We start from the raw sequence: 22154 nt of genomic DNA, 5'->3' as shown, positions 1-22154 counted from the left end.
CGAACGCTCACCCCGCCAGGTCGACCTGCCGCGCCGAGGCGAGGAAGACGGCGGCGGCTCGGACTGCGGCCTCGTACACCGCGTCGTGCTGGTCCATCACCAGGTCTGCTGCCAGCAGCTCGGACTCGGTCGGCAGCTCCATCGGCATGCGGCGCAGCAGGGCGGTCATGCCGTCGGCATTCGACGCCACGACCGCCTCGTCGGCCGATCGTTCGATGATGAACTCCGCGGCGCCCGTCTCGCCGAACGCCTTCAGACGGACCGCCACCAGCTCGCCCGGCGGCAGTGCATCGGTCTCGAACGGCTCGATCTGCAGGTCGACCATTTCGTGACGACCCTCGAGCTTGAGCCGCAGACGACCATCCGCCAGCGGCAGGGTCGTCGAATAGCGACGCCACTCGATGCGCGACGCGATCCAACCCGCGTAGAGCATCGGTCCGGCCAGCGGCGAGGCAACGTTCGAGGGGTTGTGCAGAGCGCCCCTGGGCCGCCGCCGCCGGTGCCGCGGCCCGTGCTTCGGCCGAATCGCGTAGCGGATCACCAGGCGGTTCAGGTTGGGCAGGTAGCGACGGAAGCGCGGTGCGTCGAAGAACTCGGCGGTCAGCTCCTGCCACCAGGCCAGCCGGCGCCAGGCGAGGTCCCCGACCCCGCTTCGGCGACGAAGGGTCGTCAAGCGCCGCAAGCCGTGCAGCAGATCGCCGAATTCATCGCTGTCGACCACCACGCGGTCGCCCATCTCGACCAGCTGGTCGAAAATCGGGTCGGCGAAGGGTGGATCGCCCGGCCACCAGATGTGGGTCGGCAGGTCGTGGATCAGGAGCGGAGCGACGATCCCGGAGAGGTGCTCGGCTGCCTGGCCGTGAACGGTGAGCACCACCACCTCGAAGCAGATCGGGCCCGCGCCCTCCGGCCCAGCGTGACAGTGGGCGGTGATGCTGGCGCTCAACGCCGGCCCGCCCGCCTTCGGATCCGCGGCCAGCACGATCGCGCGAGACGGGTGGCGGACGCCGAGGCCGATCATCGTCTCCACCACGCGGGTGGCGGATGCCTCTTCGGGCACCATCACGATCAGGTTCAGCACCGATGCACGAGCATGCGACATCCCCTTCTCGGTGACCCTGGGGTCATCGCCGCTGGCCGGGCTGGTCCACAGTTGCGCCAGATGGGCGGCAATGGCCTGCACGGTCGTGCCGCGCTCGATCCATGGCTCGGCGACGGTCGATTCAGCCTCGCCGAAGCGCATCAGGTGGCGGTGGACCGCCAGCGCACGCCGCGCGGCGGTCGAGCGCCCTACGGTCGCCGCCATGCCCGTCCGTCGCGCTCGAGCAGCTCGTCGGCGGCCGCCGGACCCCAGCTCCCCGCCGGGTAGAAGTGCAGGCGGCCCCCCTCGCCCGACGCCCATGCCTCCAACATTGGATCCAGGATCTCCCAGGCGCGCTCCACCTCGTCGTCGCGCGTGAACAGGGACGCGTCGCCGATCATGCAGTCGAGCAGGAGCGTCTCATACGCATCCGGTGAGTCCACCGCGAAGCTCGACCCGTATCGGAAGTCCATGTTCACGCCCCGGATCTGGAGCCCGGGACCCGGCACCTTGGCGCCGAAGCGCAGCAGGATCCCCTCGTCCGGCTGGACGCGGATGGCCAGGATGTTCGGCTCCATGGGCGCGGCGCCGGCGCGCGAGAAGAGGGCGAGCGGTGCCTGCTTGAACTGGACCGCGATCTCGGTCACGCGCGTGGCGAGCGCCTTGCCGGTTCGAACGTAGAAGGGCACGCCGGCCCATCGCCACGACTCGATCGCCAGCTTGAGGGCGACGTATGTCTCGCACTCCGAGTTCGGTGGAACCTCGGGCTCCTCTCGGAAGGCGGGGACCTTCTCACCCTCCACCCAGCCCGACACGTATTGGCCGCGAATGGTGGATGCCTCGACCTCGGCCGGCGACATCCGCTTCACCGCGCGCAGCACCTTCACCTTCTCGTCGCGCAGGTCAACCGCCCTGAACTCGATCGGCGGCTCCATGGCGAAGACGGCCATCAGCTGCAGGACGTGGTTCTGCACGATGTCGCGCAGGGCCCCGGTCTCGTCGTACGACTCGCCGCGACCCTCGATCCCGACCGTCTCCGCGACGGTGATCTGGACCGAGTCGATGTAGCGTCGATTCCAGATCGGCTCGAACAGGCCGTTGCCGAAGCGGAAGACCGACAGGTTCTGGACCGTCTCCTTGCCCAGGTAGTGATCGATCCTGAAGATCTGCTCCTCGTCGAAGACCTCGCGCAGCTCCCGGTTGAGCTTCCTGGCGCTCGGCAGGTCGAACCCGAACGGCTTCTCGACGATCACCCTTGACCAGCCGCGATAGCGCGGGGCGGTCCCGCTCCCCGTTCCGGAGAGTCCGGCTGCACCGATCTGGCGCACGATCTCGGCGTGCAGGGCAGGCGGCACCGCCAGGTAGAAGAGGCGGTTGCCGGAGGTTCCCCGATCGCGATCGATCCGCTCCAGCTTCTTCGCCAGCGCAGCCCACGCCTCCGGGTGGTGGAATTCGCCGCGCTGGTATTCGATCCCGGCGCTGAACGACTCCCAGATCGATGCCTTGATCGGGCGGTTGCGGCTGTACTTGTCGATCCCCTTGCGCAGATGGGCGCGGAAATCGTCTACGCTGAGGTCGCGCCGCGCGAAGCCCACAACCGTGAATTCGGGCGGCAGGGCGCCGCCCAGCATCAGGTTGTATAGGGCGGGGGCCAGCTTGCGTTCGGTGAGGTCGCCGGTGGCGCCGATGATGACCATGGTGCAGGGCTCCGGCATTCGCTCGAGCCGCAGGCCCGCTCGAAGGGGGTTGCGTGCGCTCGCCGGCCGCGAGGGTGCCTTGTCGTCCAATTCGCTGCGGATCGTCATCGCCGGTCAGGAGCCCTCGTCCGAGGACTTGACCGCGTGCCCGCCGAACTCGTTGCGCAGCGCGGCCAGGACCCGATCGCTAAAGCTGTCCGGGTCGCGCCGGCTGCGGAGGCGCTGGAGCAGCGAGAGGGTGATGATCGGGGCCGGCACGTCGTGCTCGATCGCATCGGCCACCGTCCAGCGCCCTTCACCCGAATCGGCGACAAAGCCGCGGATGTCGGCGAGGTCGTTGCCCTCCTTATCGAATGCGTCACCCGCCAGCTCGAGCAGCCAGGAGCGGATCACCGACCCGTTGTTCCACAGGCGCGAGACGGCCGCGAGGTCGATCTCGAACTCGGACGCGTGCAGGATGTCGAATCCTTCGCCGTATGCCTGCATCAGGCCGTACTCGATCCCGTTGTGCACCATCTTCACGTAGTGGCCCGCCCCCGACGGTCCGCAGTACAGGTAGCCGCCCTCTGGGGCCAGTGACTTCACGGCCGGCTCGAAGCGGTCAAAGACCTCGCGCTTGCCGCCGACCATGGCGCAGAAGCCGACCTGCACGCCCCAGATGCCGCCGCTGACGCCCATGTCCAGGAACTCGATGCCACGTGCCTCGAGCTGCGCGAAGCGCTGCTGCGAATCGTGGAAGTTGCTGTTGCCGGCGTCGATGATGACGTCACCGGCCTCCAGGACGCCGGCCAGGTGCTCCACCAGCTCGCCAGTCGCATCGCCGGAAGGAACGCTGACGGCGACGTGTCGTGGGGCGCTCATGAGTGCCGCGATGGCCTCGAGCGATTCGGCGACCGTCACGTGGCCGCCGTTTTCCGGTTCTGCGGCCAGGGCGGTGGCCACCGCCGCAGTGCGATTCCAGGCAATCACATCATGTCCGTTGCGCGCGAGGCGCCGGGCCATCCCTGCGCCGATCCGCCCCAGCCCTGCAATCGCGACCTGCATCTCTTCCTCGATCGTCTGCTTTCCTATGGCCGCGCCGTCAGGCGCGTGCCGGCTCGCCAAGCGTGGCATGCATCATCGCCTCCAGGCGGGCAAGACCTGCCTCCGGTTCAGCAAGATGGAGGCGCACGACGCGTCGTCCGCGCCGCTCCAGCGCGGCGAGGTCGCCGGCGGCCTGGGCTGCGATCAACGTCCCGAAGCTCTCCGGCCAGCCGGGGATCGGCAGGTCGCGGCGTGGCTCCGCGGTGAGCTGCACAAAGATGCCGGATGGCGGACCTCCCTTGTGCAGCTGGCCGGTCGAGTGGAGGAAGCGCGGGCCGATCCCCAGACTGGTCGCCAGCCCAAGGCGGTCCCGGACCAGCGTTCGTATGCGCTGAAGCAGCTCGATCGTGGCAAGGTCCCCGGGGAGGTAGGCCAGCAGCGCGAAGTAGTCGGACGGCCGTGCCGTGTCGACCAGCGCGCGCAGCGCGCCTTCGACGGTCACCGGATCGTCGCGCAGGACCGTTGCGTCGCCGTAGGCGGCGATCCCGGCCTCCGCCACCAGGGGGGCCGGCTGTGGAAGCGCGCCATTCGCGCGGTAGGCATCCAGCAGCGCGCGGGTGGCGTCCTTGGCCTCCTGCACGTTGGGCTGGTCGAAGGGGTCGATCCCGAGCAGCATGCCGGCGGCGGCGGTCGCGACCTCCCAGCGCACGAATTCGGCGCCGATGTCCAGGCGATCCGCCAGCTCCAGGCGCACGACAGGATGGCCGACGCGCTCCAGCTCGCCTGCCAGTGCTTCCGCTTCGAGAATGGAGTCGCCCGCCAGGGCGATAACGACAAACTGTCGATCCTCCCCATACGCCTGCGCGTCGGCCGGCGGCTCGCCGACCACCGGGATGATGCCGCGGTCGGCCTTGCCCGTGCTCTCCGCCACCAGCTGCTCGATCCAGTCGCCGAGGCTGGCCAGCCGGGGCGAGGTGAGGAGCGTCAGCTTGTCGCGGCCGGCGAGCGCCGCCTCCCCGATCGCCGCGCCCAGCTGGAGGCCGGGGTTCTCGACAGCCGGGCGCCGGCACTCATCGGCCATCGCCGCGGCCCGCTGCAGCAGGCCCCCGAGGTCGACCCCATGCAGCGCGGCCGGCAGCAGCCCGAACACCGAGAGGGCGCTGTAGCGGCCGCCCACGTCTGTCGGCCCTTCGACGATCGCCCGGAAGCCCTGCGATCGTGCGAGGTCGGCGAGCGCGGTGTCCGGATCCGTGATCGCGATGAAGTCGAGCGCGGGTGCGTGCGCGCTCATGGCGGCGTGAAACGCGTTCGGCTCGGTGGTCGAGCCGGACTTGCTGCTCACGCAGAAGATGGTCCGAGCCGACTCGGCCCACTCTCGAAAGCCACGCACCGCATCGGGGTGGGTCGAGTCGAGGATGCGCAGCTCCAGGCCACCCGCCGTCGAACCCCCCAGGGAGTCGCCGAACAGGCGGCTGAAGAGCTCCGGGGCTAGGCTTGAGCCTCCCATACCGAGCACGGCGGCGCGGGTGTAGCCGTCGGCGCGGACTTCCCGGCTGAGGCGCTCGAGCTCGCCGATCCGAGGCTGCATCGCAACCGGCAGATCCAGCCAGCCGAGCCACGCCGCCACCTCCGCGGGTGGCTTGCCCGCCGCGGCCCACAGGCTGCCGTCCTGCGCCCACAGCCGCTCAGCGACCCGCTCATCGGTCCAGCGGGAGAGGCGTGCAGCCACCGCGGATGCCAGCGAGGCGGAGCCTGCCGCGGCGGTCACGCCGGAGCGAGCGCCTTGCGCTGCGCGTCGATGACGCCCATCAGCTCCTCGAACGATTTCGTGAAGGAAGCCACGCCCTCGACGATCAGCTCATCGGTGACGGTCGCCATCGGGATCCCGAGCGCCTCCACCGCGCGAATCGCCGCGATGGCCTCATCCAGGCCCACGTCCAGAGTGCGGCTCACCACGCCGTGATCGAGGAAGGCCTCGATCGTCTCGGTCGGCAGCGTGTCAACCGTCTTGGGACCGATCAGCTCCTCGGCGTACATGACGTCGCGGTAGGCGGGGTTCTTGGTCGAGGTGCTCGCCCACAGGCAGCGCTGCACCCGGGCCCCGGCAGCCGCCAGGTCGTCGAACTCTCCCCCCTCGAAGATCTCCTTGTAGGCGTGATACGCGAGCTTCGCGTTGGCGATGGCAGCCTGTCCGCGTGCCGCCAGGGCGGCCGGCGTGCCGATCGCGTCGAGCGCCTTGTCGACCTTGGTGTCGACCCGGCTCACGAAGAACGACGCGACCGATGCCACCCGCCCAATCTCCCCACCGGCATCGCGCCGGTGTCGCAATCCGGCGATGTACGCACGGGCCACGTCCCGGTAGACGTCCACGCTGAACATCAGCGTGATGTTGATGTTGATCCCCTCGGCGATCGCCGACTCGATGGCGGGCAGACCAGCCGGGGTGGCAGGGATCTTGATGAAGACGTTGGGGCGCGCCAGGCGGCCCCACAGATGCCGCGCCCGTTCCAGCGTTGATTCCGAGTCCTCGGCGAGGTCCGGCTCGACCTCGATCGAGACGAACCCGTCGGCGCCATCCGCCTTGTCGTAGACGGGCCGCAGGATATCGGCCGCGTCGCCGCAATCGGCGACTTCGATCTCCTCGAAGATCTCTCGTGCGTCGTGGCCGGCGGCAATCTCGCGGCGAATCAGGTCGTCGTACTGGCCGCTGGCGACCGCCTTCCCGAAGATGGTCGGGTTGCTGGTGAGGCCACGGATCCCCATCTCGACTCGCTCGGCCAGCTTCCCGCTGTCGATCAGCTGACGGTCGATGAAGTCGATCCACGGGCTCTGGTCCTGCTCGGCATGCAGCCGTTGCAGTGTGTTCATCATCGGATCTCCTGTACGAGGTCTCGGGCAGCGGCGGCGATGTGGGCGGCATCGATACCGGCCATGGCGAGCTGCTCGGCCGGCGTCGCCGACCCGGGCATGTGGCGAACTGCCAGCTTGACGATGCGTGGACGGACGGAGTCGGCGGCGAAGACCTCGAGCACCGCGTCGCCGAGCCCGCCCTCCGGCCAATGGTCCTCGATGGTGATGATGCCGCCGGTCTCCGCAGCGGCGGCCCGCAGCGTGGCGGCGTCGATCGGCTTCACCGAGTAGCAGTCGATGACCCGAGCGGCAATCCCCTCGGCTGCCAGCAGCTCAGCCGCCGAGATGGCCTCGTGCAGCGTGATCCCCGCCCCGACCAGGGTGACCCGGTCGGCATCGGTCTGGCGGACGACCCGGCTGCCGCCGATCTCGAATGGCTCAGTCGACGGATACAGGACCGGCACCTTCTCGCGGGTGGTACGGATGAAGACGATCCCCTTGCGGTGGAGGACTTTGGCCAACAGGGCGGCGGTCTGGTTGGCGTCCGATGGATAGAGGACCGTGCTGCCGTATACCGCCCGCATCGAGGCGATGTCCTCGAGCGCCATCTGCGAGGGCCCGTCCTCACCGATGCTCACCCCCGCGTGCGAGCCGGTCAGCACGATGTCGGCCCGGCTGACCGCGGCCATGCGTACAAAGTCGTAGGCGCGCGACAGGAACGCCGCGAAGGTCGCGGCGTACGGGCGCCAGCCGCGCACCTGGAGGCCAACCGCCATCGCAACCATCTGCTGCTCGGCGATGTAGCACTGGATGAAGCGTTCTGGGTACGCGGCCGCGAACTCCTCGGAGTAGGTCGAGTTGCCGACCTCGCCGTCGAGCGCCACCACGTCGCCACGCGCTGCCCCGAGTGCGACCAGCGCGTCGCCGTAGGCCTTGCGCGTGGCCTCCTTGCTGCCGACTTCGTACTCCGGCAGGTGCAGCTCCCCGCTCGCCGGGAATCGGTGCGGGTCGGCCGGCCCGCTCGGCTTGGCGACGGCGACGCTCAGGTTGCGGATCCCGCCCAGCTCCGCGATCGCCACGTCGGGGTCGGCGAGCGGCTTGCCGTGAAACCCGTTCTTGTTGGCGACCGCGGCCACCCCGTGGCCCTTCTCGGTGCGCGCCAGCACGACGGTCGGCCTGTCGTCCACGCCAAGCGCCTCGGCGTACGCTCCGTCGATGGCGCCAAGGTCGTGGCCGTCGATCTCGATCGCATGCCAGCCGAAGGCGCGCGCCCTCGCGGAGAAAAGATCAAGGTCCCAGCCGTGCATCGTCTCGCCGGTCTGGCCCAGCCGATTGACGTCGACGATCGCGGTCAGGTTGGCGAGGCCGCGGAATGCGGCTGACTCGAACGCCTCCCAGATGGAGCCCTCCGCCATCTCCGAGTCGCCGCAGATGCACCAGACCCGGTACGGGAGCCGGTCCAGCAGCTTGCCGGCAAGTGCCACGCCAACCGCGATCGGCAGCCCCTGTCCCAGCGAGCCGGTGGCCACGTCGACCCACGGCAGCACGGGAGTCGGATGCCCCTCGATGCGGCTGCCGGCCCTGCGGAAGGTGAGCATCTCGGCGTCCGTGATGGCGCCGGCCGCCTTGTATGCGGCGTACAGCAGCGGCGAGGCGTGACCCTTGCTCAGGATCAGATGGTCGTTGCACGGATCCTCGGGCGCCTCGAAGTCGTAGTGCAGGTACTTCGAGAGCAGCACCGCCATGAGGTCGGCCGCCGACATCGAGCTGGTCGGGTGCCCCGAGCCCGCCGCCGAACTGGAGCGGATCGAGTCGACGCGGAGCTGCGCAGCGAGCTCGGCCCAGGATGCTCGATCGTCCATGTTGCTGATCATCATAGGGACCGATCGGCGCTGCGAAAAACGAAGAGGCGGCCCCCCGCGAACGGGGCGCCGCCTATCTTGGCTGTGAGCCGATGCTGGACTAGCCGCGCATCAGCCGGAAGCAGTCGCTGCAGTAGACCGGGCGCGCACCGGTTGGGCGGAAGGGGACCTGCGTGTCCTTGCCGCAGCGCGCGCAGACCGCATCGAACATCTCGCGCGGACCGCGGCTGTAGCCGCCGCCGTTGTAGCCGCCGCCGCCGCTCGCCGCGTAGCTGCTGCCGCCGCCCGTGGCACGCCGCTGCGCTCGACACGAGGAGCAGCGCTTGGGCGCAGAGGTGAACCCCTTCTGCGCAAAGAATTCCTGCTCAGACGCGGAGAAGACGAAGTCGATTCCGCAGTCCGCACAGGTGAGCACCTGATCGGTGTAGGCCACGAGGACCCTCCCACATAGAGTTACCACGTCGAGCACTACGCCTCGATCAGCGCCGGCCACGGGTCTTGCCGCTACCCCGTGAGCCGACGATGGACGTGGTGGGAGGGGGAGGGAAGGCTGCTGGCGCCGCTCTCATGCGGCCCGACTTGCGGCCGAGTATACCGACAGATTCCCGGCACGCAAGAGGTCAAGTCTGGCCCGATCTGGCTATCCTGAGCGGCATGCGATCGATTGTCAGCGTGCTCGCCGTGTTGCTCGCCCTGGCCGGAGCTGTGTGGATCGCGCAGGGCCTAAATCTGCCGTTTGCGCCGCGCAGCTTCATGACCGCGGATCGGACCTGGATCGTCCTCGGATTCGTAGCCGTCGCGGTTGGCTTTGCGATCTTCAGACGGGCGCGGCGGCAGTCATGATCGCGGTCAGCTAGTCGAGCTGAGCTCCCGCCTCGGCCATCTGCGCCAGGGCACGTGCTCCGTCGCCGGCGGTCAGCTCGACCGCCGCCACTGCCGCCGTCAGTACGATCGTCTCGAAGCCGAGCCTTCGCGCGTCGAGGACCGTTCCAAGCACGCAGTAGTCGGTGGCGAGCCCGCCCACGACAACCCTCGTCACACCCCGGTCCCGCAGAAGCGCGGCAAGCTCGGTCGGAAGATCAACGCCCGAGACGGGGTCGCGCATCGTAAAGCCCGAGTACCCGTCCTCCCCGTTGCTCCCCTTGCGGACGCTCGGACCCGCCACCACCAACTCCGGGTGCAGCTCGGCTCCCCATGTCTCGGCGACGCAATGCACCGGCCACACTCCGCCGTCCTTCGCGAAATGCGGAGTCGATGTCGGATGCCAGTCCTGCGTATAGACCACCATGGCCTCCTCGCTCACGGCCACCTGAATCTCGTCATTCATCCGCGACACGACCTCGCTCGCGCCGCTCACGTGGAGGCTGCCGGCGGGGTCGGCGAAGTCGTTCTGGAGGTCGACCACCACCAGCGCGGTCGATGCGTCATAGCCGGTCATGCGGCCAAAGGTAGTCCAGGCGGCGCGATTGGCGCCGGCCGTCACCGCTTGCTCCACCCAAGACTGCCGGCACGCGGGCCACGAGGATCAGTAGATTCCGGGCACGAAGCGCTTCGTTCTGCGTCGGTAGGCCTCGTATGCGTCGTATCGCTCGAGCAGCCACGTCTCCTCGCGGCGCGTCTTGGCATCCAGGAAGGCTGCCAGCAGCAGCGCCACGACAAAGGCCCCAACGCTCTGGGTGACTGCGCTCCACCCGAAGCCCGCGAGCATCAGGCCCGCGTAGATGGGATGACGCAGACGGGTGTAGATGCCCGAATCGATCAGGCGGCCATCAGGTCGCGGTCGCGGCACCGGGGTCATGCTCGCGCCCAGATCGGCCATCGCGCGGAACGCGAGCCATCCACCAACGGCAAGCGCGGCCACGCCAGCGAGGAATCCCACCCAGCCGATGGAGCTGGCCGGCCAGAATGTTGGTTCCCCTGACAAGCCCACGATGATGAGCAGGCCGATCAGTGCGAACTGACCGACGACCCACCCTTCACCGCGGGGTCCCAGATCCGGGAGTCGTCGCCCGCCAGGGGCAGTTGGAGCGCCGGTCGTCAACCGGGGAAGAGACGCCGCAGCCTGCGATATGCGGCCGCAGCCGGCCCCTGGCGACGCCGAAGCCAACCGGGGTCTGCTGCCGTGCGCCGTAGCGCGGAGGTCACGTCAGAAGGCGAACGGCTGGTGGTGGGCGGTGGCGGAGCCGGCTCAGGCTCGAATGCCCAGTCGTCGTGACGGGCCGGCTCGTTGTCGTCCGCGGCAGGCTTTGCCCACTGCCGAGACACGTCGTATGAAGGATCGGCCTGGACCGGGACCGCCTCGAGCGCGGCCATTGCCTCGTGGAGCTCGGCGGCGCCCGGCAGGTCGACCGTCGACGAGGGCGGGGGGGTGATCATCGCGCGGATCGCGGCCACCTCGGCGTCATCCCAGCCCTCGTCGAGCGCGAGGCGGGCAAGCTCATCCTCGGTCATGGCCAGCGGCGGCCGAACGATCTCCACGACCGGAGCGGCATCGACCGCCGGCCACAGGTCCGCCTCGGCCCGGAATTCCGGGCGCGGCTCATCGCGCACGATGGGACTCGGATCGGGCTCGCCGCCGAGCCACATGACCTCCTCCTCGACCTCCTCCACCGCGACGGCCGTGCTCATGGTTGGCGGTTCGGGCGCGTCCGAGGCCGCCGTTTCGGCGACTGCCGGTTCGGCGACTGCCGGTTCGGCGACCACCGGTTCGGCGACTTCCGCTTCGGCGTCGACCGGTTCGGCGTCGGCCGGTTCGGCAGGAAATTCCGGGGCCGCCGGCTCAGGCGGCTGCCATGGCTCGAAATCGGCCGCAGGCTCGAAATCAAGAGCAGACTCGAAATCAAGAGCAGGCTCCGGCTCGGGCGGGCGGATCGCCTCGCCCGGCGCCTCCGGCTCCTGCAGTGCCTGGGCTTCTGGCTCCGGCTCTTCCAGCGCCCCTGTCGCGACGGACGAGCTTTCGGGCTCCGGCTCAGCTTGATCCGGCGTCGGCGTGGGCGGAGCGACCTGGACGCTGCTTTCCATCTCCGCCGCGTCGAGCCAAGCGAAGTCGCCATCTGCGAACCAATCCGGCTCCACGACAACGGTGCTGTAGGTCGGTGGTTCGACCTCGGCCGTCGGCGCCTCGGCTCTATCCTCGACCGCAACCTCCGCAGCCGCGGCTTCTGCAGCGGCAACCGGCTTAGGCACCGCCGCCTCCTGCTCGTCGGGGATCTCCTCCCCGGCTGCCACTTCCTCGGCTGCCACTTCCTCGGCCCCGACCTCCTCGGCCGTCACCTCCGCGGCCCCGACCTCCTCGGCCGTCACCTCCGCGGCGACATCCGTCGCCTCGCCAGCCTCCTGAATCGCCTCGTCCGGCGCTGCGACAGCTGCCCCGGTGGCCTCAGCGCTTTCCTGCGAGTCACGGTCCGCCTCCAAACGGGACTCCCCGAGATCCGCGGCATTCGGATCCTGCGCGCGAGCCAGCGCATCCGCGAAGCCGGCCACTGCTTCACGAGGGGAGCGGGCCTTGCCTGGGCGCGGCTTGCGGCGAGCCGGCGGGCGGGGCGCGCCCCGCGGGCGCGGAGCGGCCGGCGGAGGCATCGGGGGGGATGGCTCGGGCGTCAAGGCGGGGACGCTCAGCGAGTCCCAGGCCATCGGGGCGGCATCGACTGGCGGCGGCAACCGAAGGTCGAGGCGCGCCTCGAGCTGATCGACCCGCGAGCGCAGGCCCGCCACCTCGCCGCGTGATTCTCCAAGGGCTAGCAGTGCCTGCCCATAACGCTCGGTCAGGTTGCGAAACTCGGTCAGCAGCTCCCGAAAGGCACTGGCCTCGCCGGTTTGGCCATGCGTGCCGCCGTTGCCGTTCGTGCGCGGCGGCTCGTCGTGCGCGGCGGACGCGATCGGTCCGGGCTGCGTCTTGAGGAAAACGCGCATGGAGTCGCCCTCGGGGGTGCCGAGCAGCACGCCTCTGGCCAACAGCTCCCAGACGCGCCCTTCAGCCACCCCGAGGACTGACGCTGCTTCCTGTACCGAGTAGCCGTCCATCACGGGTCCGATAGGGTACGCCCTGGCACGAAAAACGGCGATACCCTCGGACTCGCTTCGCGCGCGGAAGCGGCGGGATGCAGCTCGGACTCCCTATCATCGGCCTTCGATGACGTCCCCGGTCCGGGTGCCAAGTCAGCCAGGCTACGATTTCGGGCTCCCGCCCGCACTCGAAGGCCTGGGCGAGCTGGCCTACAACCTGTGGTGGAGCTGGACCCCGCGCGCGGGTGCGCTCTTCGCCCGGATCGACTCTGCGGCGTGGTCGCGCTACCGCAGCCCGATCCCCGTCCTCGCCGCGGTCGAGCCGGGCCGATGGACCGAGCTGCTGGCCGACGAGGATTTCATGGTCGATGCCAGCCGCGTCCTGGACGAGTTCGAGCGCTACCTCGCCAACGGATCGGACTCCTGGTACCGGGCCGCTACCGACGCGGATCCGGCGGCATCGCTTCCCGGTCCTGTCGCGTACTTCTGCGCCGAGTACGGCATCCACGAGTCGATGCAGATCTACTCCGGCGGGCTCGGCATCCTCGCCGGCGACCACTGCAAGTCTGCCTCGGACGCGGCGCTGCCGTTCATTGGAGTTGGGCTCCTCTATCGACGCGGCTATTTCCGTCAGCAGATCGATGCGGATGGTCACCAGGAGCACGCGCAGCCGGACCTCGACCCCGCCATGCTGCCACTCCGGCGCGCACGAGGGCGTGACGGCGCTCCGCTGCAGGTGAGCGTCGACTTCCCGGATCGCAAGGTCCAGGTCGCCGTCTGGCTGGCGCAGGTGGGTCGGGTCCCACTCCTGCTGCTGGACACCGACATCCCCGCCAACGAGGGGAGCGACCGCCCGATCACGCACATCCTCTACGTCCGCGGCCGCGAGATGCGGCTCTGCCAGGAGATCGTGTTGGGGATCGGCGGCGTCCGGGCGCTACGGGCTCTCGGGATCGAGCCGGCGGCATGGCACCTGAACGAGGGACATTCGGCCTTCCTGCTCCTCGAGCGCGCGCGGGAGCTGGTCGCGGCCGAGCCAGGCCTGGGAGCCGATGAGGCGCTGCGGCGCGTCGGCAACAACTCGGTCTTCACGATTCACACGCCGGTCAAGGACGGGAACGAGCAATTCGAGCGCGCGCTGGCCAGCAGGTTGTTGAGCCCCTGGCTGAAGGCCTGCGGCATGCCGGCCGAACAGCTCATGGAGCTCGGACGCGGCCTCGGCGACGAGGTCGAGCCGCCGTTCGACATGACGGCTTTCGTGCTTCGCCACGCCACCGCCGCCAATGCGGTCAGCCGCCTCCACGGCGAGACCGCTAACGCCACCTGGGCCCCGTTGCGTCCCCAGCCGATCTCAGCCATTACCAACGGGGTCCACGCCGCGACCTGGATCGGTCGCCCGTTGCGGCGCCTGTTCGAGCGCGCCACGGCTCGCTCGCTGGGCAGCGACGCCCCGCGGCCGGAGGTCTTCGACAAGCTGGCGGAGGTGCTCGAGACCGACCTGTGGGGCGCCCACCGACAGCAGAAGCGGGAGCTGATCGAGTTCATGCGCAGTCGCCTGGCGAGACAATTCGCGCGTCACGGCGAGTCACCCGATGTGCTCCGGGAGCTCCACGAGGCCTTCGATCCGGAGATGATGACAATCGGCTTCGCGAGACGCTTCGCGACGTACAAGCGAGCAGACCTGCTCTTCCACGATGAGCATCGCCTGGCACGGCTGATGGCCGACGCGGAGCGCCCGGTGCAGCTCGTCCTGGCGGGCAAGGCGCACCCTGCCGACCGCCCAGGCCAACAGGTGATCCAGCGCATCTTCACGCTCTCTCGTACCGAGCCATTGCGCGGTCGGATCTTCATCCTCGAGGACTACGACATGCGCATCGCCCGCTTCATGGTGGGTGGGGTGGACATCTGGCTGAACAATCCGCGCCGCCCGATGGAGGCGTCGGGCACCTCCGGCATGAAGGCAGCGATGAACGGTATCCCCTCGATCAGCATCCTCGACGGGTGGTGGGACGAGGGGTTCAACGGGCGCAATGGCTGGGCCATCGGCGGGCGGCAGTCACTTGCCGATAGCGCCGCCCAGGACGAGGCGGATGCATCCGAGCTGTATCGGCTTCTCGAAGAGGAGGTAGTGCCGCGCTTCTACGCCCGGGATGCCCAGGGTATGCCCGGCGATTGGATCGGCACCATGCGCGAGGCCATCGCGGCTGCGATCTGGCAGTTCAGCACCGCACGCATGCTCGGCGAGTACGTCGAGAGGATGTACCGCCCGGCTGCCCGGGCCGCCGAGCCGGCGGCCGCGAGATCGGGCTAGGGCAGGTAGACCCGGGGGTTCTCCCAGATGCCGTGGTCGTTGATCGCGAAATGGAGATGGCATCCGGTTGAGTTGCCGGTGTTGCCCTCGTAGCCGATCACCTGCCCGCGGCTGACCACCTGGCCAGGACTCACGACCACCTGGGCGCGCAGGTGCCAGTACCAGCTCTGGACACCGGAACCGTGGCTGATGACGACCCCGTAGCCCGAGTCCCACGGCCAGAGCGGCTGCCCTGACGCCCGGACCGTCCCGGTGCCGACCGCCAGGATCGGGGTTCCGCAGCCGTTGGCGATGTCGATCCCGCCATGGAAGTGCCTGTAGTAGACACCCCGGTACGTATATGACGGCTCCAGCAGGAAGTTCGTGGGACCCCACTCCTGTGTCACGCGGAAGGTGAGCTCGGGCCACTTGAAGCCGAACGCGGACGGTGCCTGGCGCCGCGCATCCTCTTCCGCCTGGAGCTTGGCGACCAGCTTGGTCTGCGCTTCAAACGCCTTCTGGTTGTCCGCGACCTGCTGCGCGACATCGCCCTTCGCCTCGAGGGCGGCGTTCAGGGCGGCCTCCTGGTCGCGACGCTTCTGCTCTGCGGCTGCCTTCAGCCTCGCCAGCTCGGCCTTCATCGCCGCCAGCTCGGCCTCGCGCTGGGCAAGGAGCTTGGCCTCGGCATCGGCCTGATCGCGCGCTTCGGCGACCTGCTGGCGCCCATCGCGAAGCGACTCCTCCTTCGCCTCGAGGCTGGCTCGCAGGTCCCTGATCTCGAGAGCCAGCTGCTTGTCCTGGTCGGAGACGGTGATCATGTAGCCGACCTGGGTGGTGGCGGCGTCGAGCGAATCGGCCGAGAGGAGGAGCTCGAGCACCGAGGTCTGGCTGCGCTCATAGGCGGAGCGGATGTGGTCCTGCAGGAGCGACTCGCGGGCGTGCAGCTCCGCGGTCTGGGCGACGATCTCTGCCGCGACCTCCACGAGCTGCTCGTCAAGGCTGGCGATCTGGGCACGCAGGTCAGCCAGGCGGGCCGTGATGTCGGCCACCTGGACCTGCACCTCGGCCAGGAGCCCGCTGACGCGGTTGTACTCCGCGGTCACCGATGCGAGCTGCGCCCTCGCGTCGTCCAGCTTTCCGGCAAGCGTCGACGCCTTGGTCCTGAGCTGGGCGAGCGCAGCGCGCTGTGCGCTCAGAGTTGCCTCGAGCGCCTTCTGCTGCGCCTTCGCTTCGGCGAGCGGATCCGCGGCCTGGGCCTGGTCGCGGGGGGAGGTGGTGACGATGCTCGTTCCGACCATCAGGAGGGCAATCACCATGATGGCCAGGTGAGATCGTCGCCTCATACGACAATCATCTGTAGTTGTTCCATCGGCCCAGATGCCCCGTCTACGTGCTCCTGTCGCGATCCTAGCCGCGCATGCAGAGCGCGTGACGTGGCCGGAAGGTACCACCTGATCTAGTCAAGAGTCCACCTTTTTATCCAGCTCCTCGTCATCCTCGAGCACGTTTGCGCGGGCGATCTCCGCGCCCAGCAGGACCACCATGCTGGCGAAATGGAGGAATACCAGGAGCGAGATGACGGTCGAGATGGGGCCGAAGAAGCTCTCGTAGCGGGCAACGTCGGTGGCGTACCAGGTGAAGCTGGCGCGCAGCACCGTGAACAGGATGGTGGCCACGATCGCCCCGGGCAGCACCTGGCGGAAGGTGACCGGCCGGTTCGGAACGACGCGGTAGATGACGAGCAGGGCGATCAGCACCAGCAGGATCGGGAGGGCGAACCGGAGCAGGTCCACCAGCAGCTGGCCGCCACTGCCGCCTCCCGGGAGGCGGTCGGCCAACCGGCCGGCGATGCTCTCCGCCAAGCCGATCCCGACCGCGATCAGGGTCAGCAGGCCTGACCCTCCAAGGAGGAACAGGGCGATCAGCTTGTCCTGCCAGAACGGGCGCCGCGTCGAGGTCGCGAAGGCACGGCCCACGCCGGTGCTCAAGGCTCCGAAGAAGCCGATCGCTCCCCACGCCAGCAGGGGAACACTGATGATCGTGACCCCTCCGCGCGACTCGATGATGGTCTCGACCACGGCGGTCACCGTGCCGGGCTGGAGCGGGAGCGCCGACTCGAGACGTCCGATCATGATCCGCCGCGCCTCCCCCTCCCCGATCAGCAGGCTGAACACGATCACGCCCAGCACGATGACCTGGAAGAGGGAGAGGATGGCGAAGTAGGCCATGCTGCTCGCCACGCTCGGTCCGTCGTGAAGGGCGAAGCCTGCGAGCGCGCGGCGCCCCACACGGGTGGTCCGCCACTGGGACGCCCAGCGATCCGCCGCCTCCAGGAGTCGATTCCAGCGCTCGCCCATGGGTGAGAGGCTACCCTGTCGGGATGCCGGCTGACGCATCGGTCCAGCTCGAGATCGACGGCTTCGAGGTTGCCATCAGCAATCCGGGCAAGGTCTTCTTCGCGCAGGCCGCGATCACCAAGCTCGACCTCGTCAACTACTACCTTGCCGTGGCGCCTGGGGCGCTGCGGGGCGTGATGAACCGGCCGATGGCGCTCAAGCGATTCGTCAACGGCGCCGGCGGCGAGGCCTTCTTCCAGAAGCGGGCACCGGCCTCCGTTCCCGAGTTCGTACGCACGGTGGAGCTCTCGTTCCCATCCGGCCGGACAGCGGACGAGGTCGTGGTCAGCAACGGCGCCGCGCTGGCCTGGGTCGTGAACCTCGGCTGCATCGACCTCAACCCGCACCCTGTGCGCGCCGACGACCTCGACCACCCCGATGAGCTGCGCGTCGACCTCGATCCCGGTCCCGGGGTGGCGTGGAGCACGGTGCGCGACGTGGCCGTGGTGGCGGGCGAGGTCCTCGCGGACCACGGCCTGACCGGCTGGCCCAAGACGTCGGGGTCACGGGGGATCCATGTCTATGCCCGCATCGAGCCGCGCTGGACCTTCGGAGAGGTCCGTCGAGCGGCCCTGGCCCTGGGGCGCGAGGTCGAGCGTCGCGTGCCGGAGCTGGCCACCAGCAAGTGGTGGAAGGAGGAGCGGCACGGGGTCTTCATCGACTACAACCAGAATGCCAAGGACCGCACGGTCGCCTCGGTCTATTCGGTGCGGCCCGTGCCGGATGCCCGCGTCTCCGCACCCCTCCTCTGGTCGGAGGTCCCCACCGCGGAGCTCACCGACTTCACGGTGAAGACGATGCCGGACCGATACGCCCGCCTCGGCGACGTAGGCGCCGGGATCGACGATGCGGTCGGGTCGCTGGACGGCCTGCTCGAGCTCTCCGCCCGTGACGAGGCCACCGGGTTGGGCGACGCGCCGTGGCCGCCGAACTACGCCAAGCAGCCTGGCGAGCCGCCGCGCGTCCAGCCGTCGAAGCGACGCATGCCGGCTGAGCCGCCAGCACCCCGCGATCCCGCGGCGCCTCGTGGTCGCGTCGGGTCAGTTGCCCCGGCCATGCCATCGCCACCTGCCCGTCGTGCCGATGGCACCGCCGCCCCGACCGGACGGCGCCGGTCGGCGCATCCGCTGATCGTGATCTCGCAGGCAAAGACCAGGAAGGATGCGGAGGCGGGACTGGAACGCTGGAAGAAGCGCCACCCCAAGGCGGCGAAGCTGCTTGCCGAGGACGACATCCTGGTCGACGGGATGCGCGGCCGGTCATCGCTCTGGTATCGGATCCGCGTCAACCTGCGCCATGTACCGGAGGCAGAGCGCCCGGCAGCGGAGCCGCCGGACCCGGACTACAGCCCTTGGCAGGGCTACGAACCGCCTGATCGGACAGATACGGACGAGCGAGCACCGAACAGCAAGCTCGCCGAATGACTGCCCTTCGTTGAGGCTGCGACAAACCTGGGAGTGGAGGAATTCAATGTCGGATCACTTCGACACCGAGGACGGGCGGACCGATATCACCGACCTGTACCTCTTCCCCGCGCGCGGACGCGACGACCGGTCGGTGCTCGTCCTTGACTTCAACCCCGAGCCCTCCGCGCTCGAGCTCAGCTTCGATCCGGCCGCCAGCTACGAGTTCAAGGTCGACACCAACGGCGATCTCGAGGCCGACATCGCCTTCCACGTGCTGTTCACGCCGACCTCCGGGACCGAGGCGACCGCGACGCTGTACCGCGCGACGGGGGAGACCGCGCGCCGGACTGGCGCTGTCGGCGAGATTATCATCGCAGATGCCCCGATGTCGATCGGAGAGTCGGCGCACATCGCGCAGTCCGGCGGCTACCGGTTCTTCACCGGCATCCGTAGCGACCCGCACTTCAAGGACGTGCATGGCTTCCGCAACGATTTCCAGTTCACCGGCCACGACCCGGTCGCGGAGCGCAATGTGATCGGGATCGTGCTCGAGGTGCCAAAGGCAGAACTCGGAGCGGGCGGCCCGATCCGGATCTGGGGTCGAACCATAGTCGCGGTCGACGGCGAGGTCGTGACGGTCGACCAGGCAGGTCGCCCAGGGACGAACAATGCATTCAACGAGCCAGAGGTTGACCGGCTCGAGTTCGATGCGACGCCGCCGACCGAGCAACTCACCCGCTTCCGCGACCGGTTCCTGGCGTTCCTCGGGTCGCTCGGCTATTCCGACGCCGAGGCCGCCGATCTTCTCCCTGACTATCTCCCGGACGTCCTCCCCTACGACTCGGCCCAGCCGCCTGGCTACCCGAACGGCCGTCGCCTGACGGACGACACGGCCGACCTCCTCGCCAGCCTCCTCACCCGTGGCCGCGTGACCTCGGACCTTGTCGGCCCGCACACGGACCTGCTGGAGGAGTTTCCATACCTTGGCGCGCCGCATCCAACCCTGAATCCGTAGTCCACCCCTGGCGGAGGATCTTGATCTCAAACGGCGGTGGCGAATTCATCTACGCCTTCAATCCGTCGTAAGCCGCTGTTCGAGGCGAGCCTTCACAGCGGGCCACTCGTCGGCGAGGATCGAGTAGTACACGCTGCTGCGCATGAATCCATCGGGCATGCGGAACTGATGGCGCAGGACGCCCTCTCGCACCGCCCCGAGGTGCTCCATGGCTCGCTGCGATCGCTCGTTGCGCTCGTCGGTCTTGAGCGCCACGCGCGTCGCCCCGAGCTCGTCGAAGGCGTAGCCGAGCTGCAGCAGCTTGGCCTCGGTGTTGGTCGCGGTCCGCTGGTGGGACGGCGCGATCCAGGTCCAGCCGATCTCCAGCCGTCCATGCTCGGTGGCGATGTCGAGGAAGCGCGTCGAGCCCACCGCGCGGCCGCTGGCCGCGTCGACGGTCGCCCACGAGATGTACTCGGAGCGGAGCGCATCCGCCAGGTACGCCGGCCAGGTGGCCGTGCCGGCCGACAGGTCGGTGAACAGGTAGCGGAACGTCGCCGGGTCCTGCGCGGCGGCCGCCAGCAGGTCGTCGCGGTGCTTCTCCTCCAGCGGCTCGAGACGCACGAAGCGTCCCTCCAGGACGATCCGCTCAGGTTGACGCACGACGACCTGTCCCCTTATTCACAGGGTGCATCAAATCGCGCCGATAACCGCCTTCCCGCATCGAGTCATGTGTGGGACGAATCAGGCGTCGCGGGAGAGGCGCCATCGGTGTGATCCGATTCGCGGGACGAATATCGGCGGACACTCAGCCCGCGGGGGCGCCCTCGCGCGCCGTCACGGCCGCTTCGACCCAGCCGGGGATCTCGCGGCGGAGGGTCGCCAGCGGCAGGGAGCCGTGCGCCAGCACCTCGTCGTGGAAGGCGCGCAGGTCGAATCGGTCTCCCATGAACTCGCTCACCTCGCGCCGAGCACGCTCGATCTCCCGCTGACCGATCTTGTAGGCGAGCGCCTGGCCCGGCCAGATGGTGTAGCGGTCCACCTCGATCTCCGCATCGATCGGGGGCAGCGAACCGCGCTCGTGCATGAACTCGATGGCCCGGGCGCGGCTCCAGCCGAATGCGTGCAGCCCCGAGTCAACGACCAGGCGGGCAGCGCGGAAGGACTGCGCGTCCAGCATCCCGAGCCGCTCGGCTTCGGAGCGGTAGAGGTCCATCTCGTCGGCGAGCCGCTCGCAGTACAGGCCCCAACCCTCCGAGTAGGCCGCCCCGGCCAGGCGGGAGCCGAGAGTCCGGAAGGCCGGCAGACCGGTGAGCTCCATCTCGATGGCGAGCTGGAAGTGGTGCCCAGGCGTGGCCTCGTGGAAGGTGATCGCGGCGATCTTGTGCAGGTCCCGCGCCTCGGACTGGTACGTATTCAGGTAGTACTGGCCGGACCGCGAACCGTCGATCGAGGGCGGCATGTAGAAGGCGGGCGGCACCTCGCGCTCGCGGTACTCCTCGACGGCCTTGACCTCGCAATCGGCTCGGGGCAGGCGGCCGAAATAGCGGGGCGCCGTGGCGAACGCGCGAGCGGTCTGCTCGGCCGCCAGCTCCACGATGCGCTCTCGCGAGGAGGTGTGATTGGCCGGATCCTCGCCAAGCGCCTTGGCGTAGGCGACGCGGTCGCCATATCCGGCCCGCCGCGCGATCTCGTCCTTTTCGGCCTCGATGTGCGCCAAGTCCTCCATCCCGAACGCATGCACCTCGTCCGGGGTGGTGTCAATGGTCGTGTTCATGCGGATCCCGAGCCGATACGCCTCCTCGCCGCCGGGCGTGGTCGAGAGGCCGGGCTCAGGGCGGGCCTGAGCCTCGTATTCATCGGCCAGGAAATCGCGCAGCCGCTGCAGGGCCGGATAGATGTCTGCCTCGACCGAGGCGCGAACGCGCTCCCGGGCGGCGTCATCGGCGACGTGTGCCATGGCCACCGCGGGGAAGGACTCGGCGGGAACGGCAAGCATGCGCTCGATCTGCTCGATCTCCTTGCGCACCGGGATCGCCGCCCCGGTGCGACCATCCTCCACCCCCTCGCGCAGGGTCTTGATCTCCTGCTGGATTGCGGCAGGATAGGCACCGAAACGGGTCAGCAGGCGCTCGAGCCCCTCGGGCGTGTCGGAGATCTGGTACTGGGCGATGCGGACCGGCATGGTCTGTGTGCCGAAGATGTGGTTGATCGCCAGCTGGTACTGCCTCTGTTCGAGTGCCTCGAGGTGCGTGCTGGCGACCAGGATCAGCATGTCGCGCGTGATGACCTGCTCGGGGTCGAGCGCGGCCGGATCGATCGCCTCCGCCTCGGCCAGCGTCTCGCGGAAGGAGGCCTCGTCCGCGGCCCTGCCGGCCTCACCGAGGTCCGGGAGGCGGTCGTCAAAGCGGTCGTCGCCCAGGATGGTGGCATACACCGGGTCTCGCTCGAGGACTCCGTCCCAGAAGCGATCAGCAAGCTCATTGACGGCGGCGTTCGGGTCGTCGTGACTCACGGGCGCAGGGTCTCCTTGTCTGGACGATCGAGGCG

General features: G+C 69.0%; 18 protein-coding genes. 4 read left to right on the top strand and 14 right to left on the bottom strand.

The features are described from left to right. Window positions 1-7 precede the first annotated feature (7 nt). The 7 genes from WEB29_02820 to WEB29_02790 all read right to left on the bottom strand — a co-directional run bounded on the left by WEB29_02820 (window position 8) and on the right by WEB29_02790 (window position 8946). Window positions 8-1306 carry a glucose-6-phosphate dehydrogenase assembly protein OpcA gene (locus WEB29_02820; protein ID MEX2135882.1) on the bottom strand — a complete coding sequence of 433 codons (1299 nt, stop codon included), beginning with the start codon at window positions 1304-1306 and terminating at the stop codon, window positions 8-10. Continuing rightward, window positions 1291-2886 carry a glucose-6-phosphate dehydrogenase gene (zwf, locus tag WEB29_02815; GenBank protein ID MEX2135881.1) on the bottom strand — a complete coding sequence of 532 codons (1596 nt, stop codon included), beginning with the start codon at window positions 2884-2886 and terminating at the stop codon, window positions 1291-1293. Before zwf ends, WEB29_02820 begins: the two co-directional genes overlap by 16 nt. 6 nt (window positions 2887-2892) lie before the next feature. Continuing rightward, window positions 2893-3891 carry a decarboxylating 6-phosphogluconate dehydrogenase gene (gene gnd / locus WEB29_02810; protein ID MEX2135880.1) on the bottom strand — a complete coding sequence of 333 codons (999 nt, stop codon included), beginning with the start codon at window positions 3889-3891 and terminating at the stop codon, window positions 2893-2895. Then, window positions 3860-5569 carry a hypothetical protein gene (locus WEB29_02805; protein ID MEX2135879.1) on the bottom strand — a complete coding sequence of 570 codons (1710 nt, stop codon included), beginning with the start codon at window positions 5567-5569 and terminating at the stop codon, window positions 3860-3862. The genes gnd and WEB29_02805 overlap by 32 nt, the downstream gene beginning before the upstream one ends. Next, on the bottom strand, window positions 5566-6669 hold the full coding sequence (gene tal, locus WEB29_02800; GenBank protein MEX2135878.1) for a transaldolase: 1104 nt from the start codon (window positions 6667-6669) through the stop codon (window positions 5566-5568). The genes WEB29_02805 and tal overlap by 4 nt, the downstream gene beginning before the upstream one ends. Beyond that, window positions 6669-8513 carry a transketolase gene (locus WEB29_02795; GenBank protein MEX2135877.1) on the bottom strand — a complete coding sequence of 615 codons (1845 nt, stop codon included), beginning with the start codon at window positions 8511-8513 and terminating at the stop codon, window positions 6669-6671. Before WEB29_02795 ends, tal begins: the two co-directional genes overlap by 1 nt. Window positions 8514-8613: 100 nt before the next feature. Then, window positions 8614-8946 (bottom strand): zinc-ribbon domain containing protein, encoded by a 333-nt coding sequence (locus tag WEB29_02790; protein ID MEX2135876.1) that lies wholly within the window; start codon window positions 8944-8946, stop codon window positions 8614-8616. A gap of 221 nt (window positions 8947-9167) precedes the next feature. Here WEB29_02790 and WEB29_02785 point away from each other — a divergent pair, with 221 nt between their 5' ends. Further along, window positions 9168-9356, top strand: a complete 189-nt coding sequence (locus WEB29_02785; protein MEX2135875.1) for a hypothetical protein — start codon at window positions 9168-9170, stop codon at window positions 9354-9356. Between the two features lie 10 nt (window positions 9357-9366). Here the strand turns inward: WEB29_02785 and WEB29_02780 are convergent, their stop codons facing one another. The 3 genes from WEB29_02780 to WEB29_02770 form a co-directional block, all read right to left on the bottom strand. Then, complete coding sequence (locus tag WEB29_02780; protein ID MEX2135874.1) at window positions 9367-9996, bottom strand: isochorismatase family protein; 630 nt, start codon at window positions 9994-9996, stop codon at window positions 9367-9369. A 42-nt stretch (window positions 9997-10038) separates the two neighbouring features. Continuing rightward, the gene (locus WEB29_02775) at window positions 10039-10437 is read right to left on the bottom strand and encodes an isoprenylcysteine carboxylmethyltransferase family protein (GenBank protein MEX2135873.1); all 399 of its coding nucleotides are present in this window, start codon (window positions 10435-10437) and stop codon (window positions 10039-10041) included. Between the two features lie 113 nt (window positions 10438-10550). After that, the gene (locus tag WEB29_02770) at window positions 10551-12536 is read right to left on the bottom strand and encodes a hypothetical protein (protein ID MEX2135872.1); all 1986 of its coding nucleotides are present in this window, start codon (window positions 12534-12536) and stop codon (window positions 10551-10553) included. 109 nt (window positions 12537-12645) lie between these two features. On the opposite strand from WEB29_02770, the gene glgP reads away from it, so the two are divergent. Beyond that, on the top strand, window positions 12646-14829 hold the full coding sequence (gene glgP / locus WEB29_02765; GenBank protein MEX2135871.1) for an alpha-glucan family phosphorylase: 2184 nt from the start codon (window positions 12646-12648) through the stop codon (window positions 14827-14829). On the opposite strand, the gene WEB29_02760 is transcribed toward glgP, so the two are convergent. Together WEB29_02760 and WEB29_02755 are read right to left on the bottom strand one after the other, a co-directional pair. Then, a complete protein-coding gene (locus tag WEB29_02760; GenBank protein ID MEX2135870.1) occupies window positions 14826-16151 on the bottom strand; it encodes a peptidoglycan DD-metalloendopeptidase family protein in 1326 nt (441 codons plus the stop codon). The two genes, glgP and WEB29_02760, sit on opposite strands and share 4 nt — an antisense overlap. A gap of 117 nt (window positions 16152-16268) precedes the next feature. Next, on the bottom strand, window positions 16269-17165 hold the full coding sequence (locus tag WEB29_02755; protein ID MEX2135869.1) for a YihY/virulence factor BrkB family protein: 897 nt from the start codon (window positions 17163-17165) through the stop codon (window positions 16269-16271). 23 nt (window positions 17166-17188) lie between these two features. Between WEB29_02755 and WEB29_02750 the strand changes: the two genes are divergently transcribed. Both WEB29_02750 and WEB29_02745 read left to right on the top strand, forming a co-directional pair. Then, complete coding sequence (locus tag WEB29_02750) at window positions 17189-18628, top strand: DNA polymerase domain-containing protein (GenBank protein MEX2135868.1); 1440 nt, start codon at window positions 17189-17191, stop codon at window positions 18626-18628. A 46-nt stretch (window positions 18629-18674) separates the two neighbouring features. Continuing rightward, entirely contained in the window at window positions 18675-19625 is a 951-nt protein-coding gene (locus WEB29_02745) for a DUF4331 family protein (GenBank protein ID MEX2135867.1), read from the top strand. Window positions 19626-19682: 57 nt separating this feature from the next. Here WEB29_02745 and WEB29_02740 read toward each other — a convergent pair whose 3' ends face one another. Then, complete coding sequence (locus WEB29_02740) at window positions 19683-20267, bottom strand: GNAT family protein (protein MEX2135866.1); 585 nt, start codon at window positions 20265-20267, stop codon at window positions 19683-19685. Window positions 20268-20412: 145 nt separating this feature from the next. Beyond that, complete coding sequence (locus WEB29_02735; protein MEX2135865.1) at window positions 20413-22119, bottom strand: DUF885 domain-containing protein; 1707 nt, start codon at window positions 22117-22119, stop codon at window positions 20413-20415. Window positions 22120-22154: the final 35 nt, after the last annotated feature.

It is taken from the genome of Chloroflexota bacterium (genome assembly GCA_040902225.1).
Lineage (GTDB): Bacteria > Chloroflexota > Limnocylindria > QHBO01 > QHBO01 > CF-167.
Note: the sequence above shows the minus strand (reverse complement) of the source record. Positions and strands in the feature narration are given on the sequence as shown.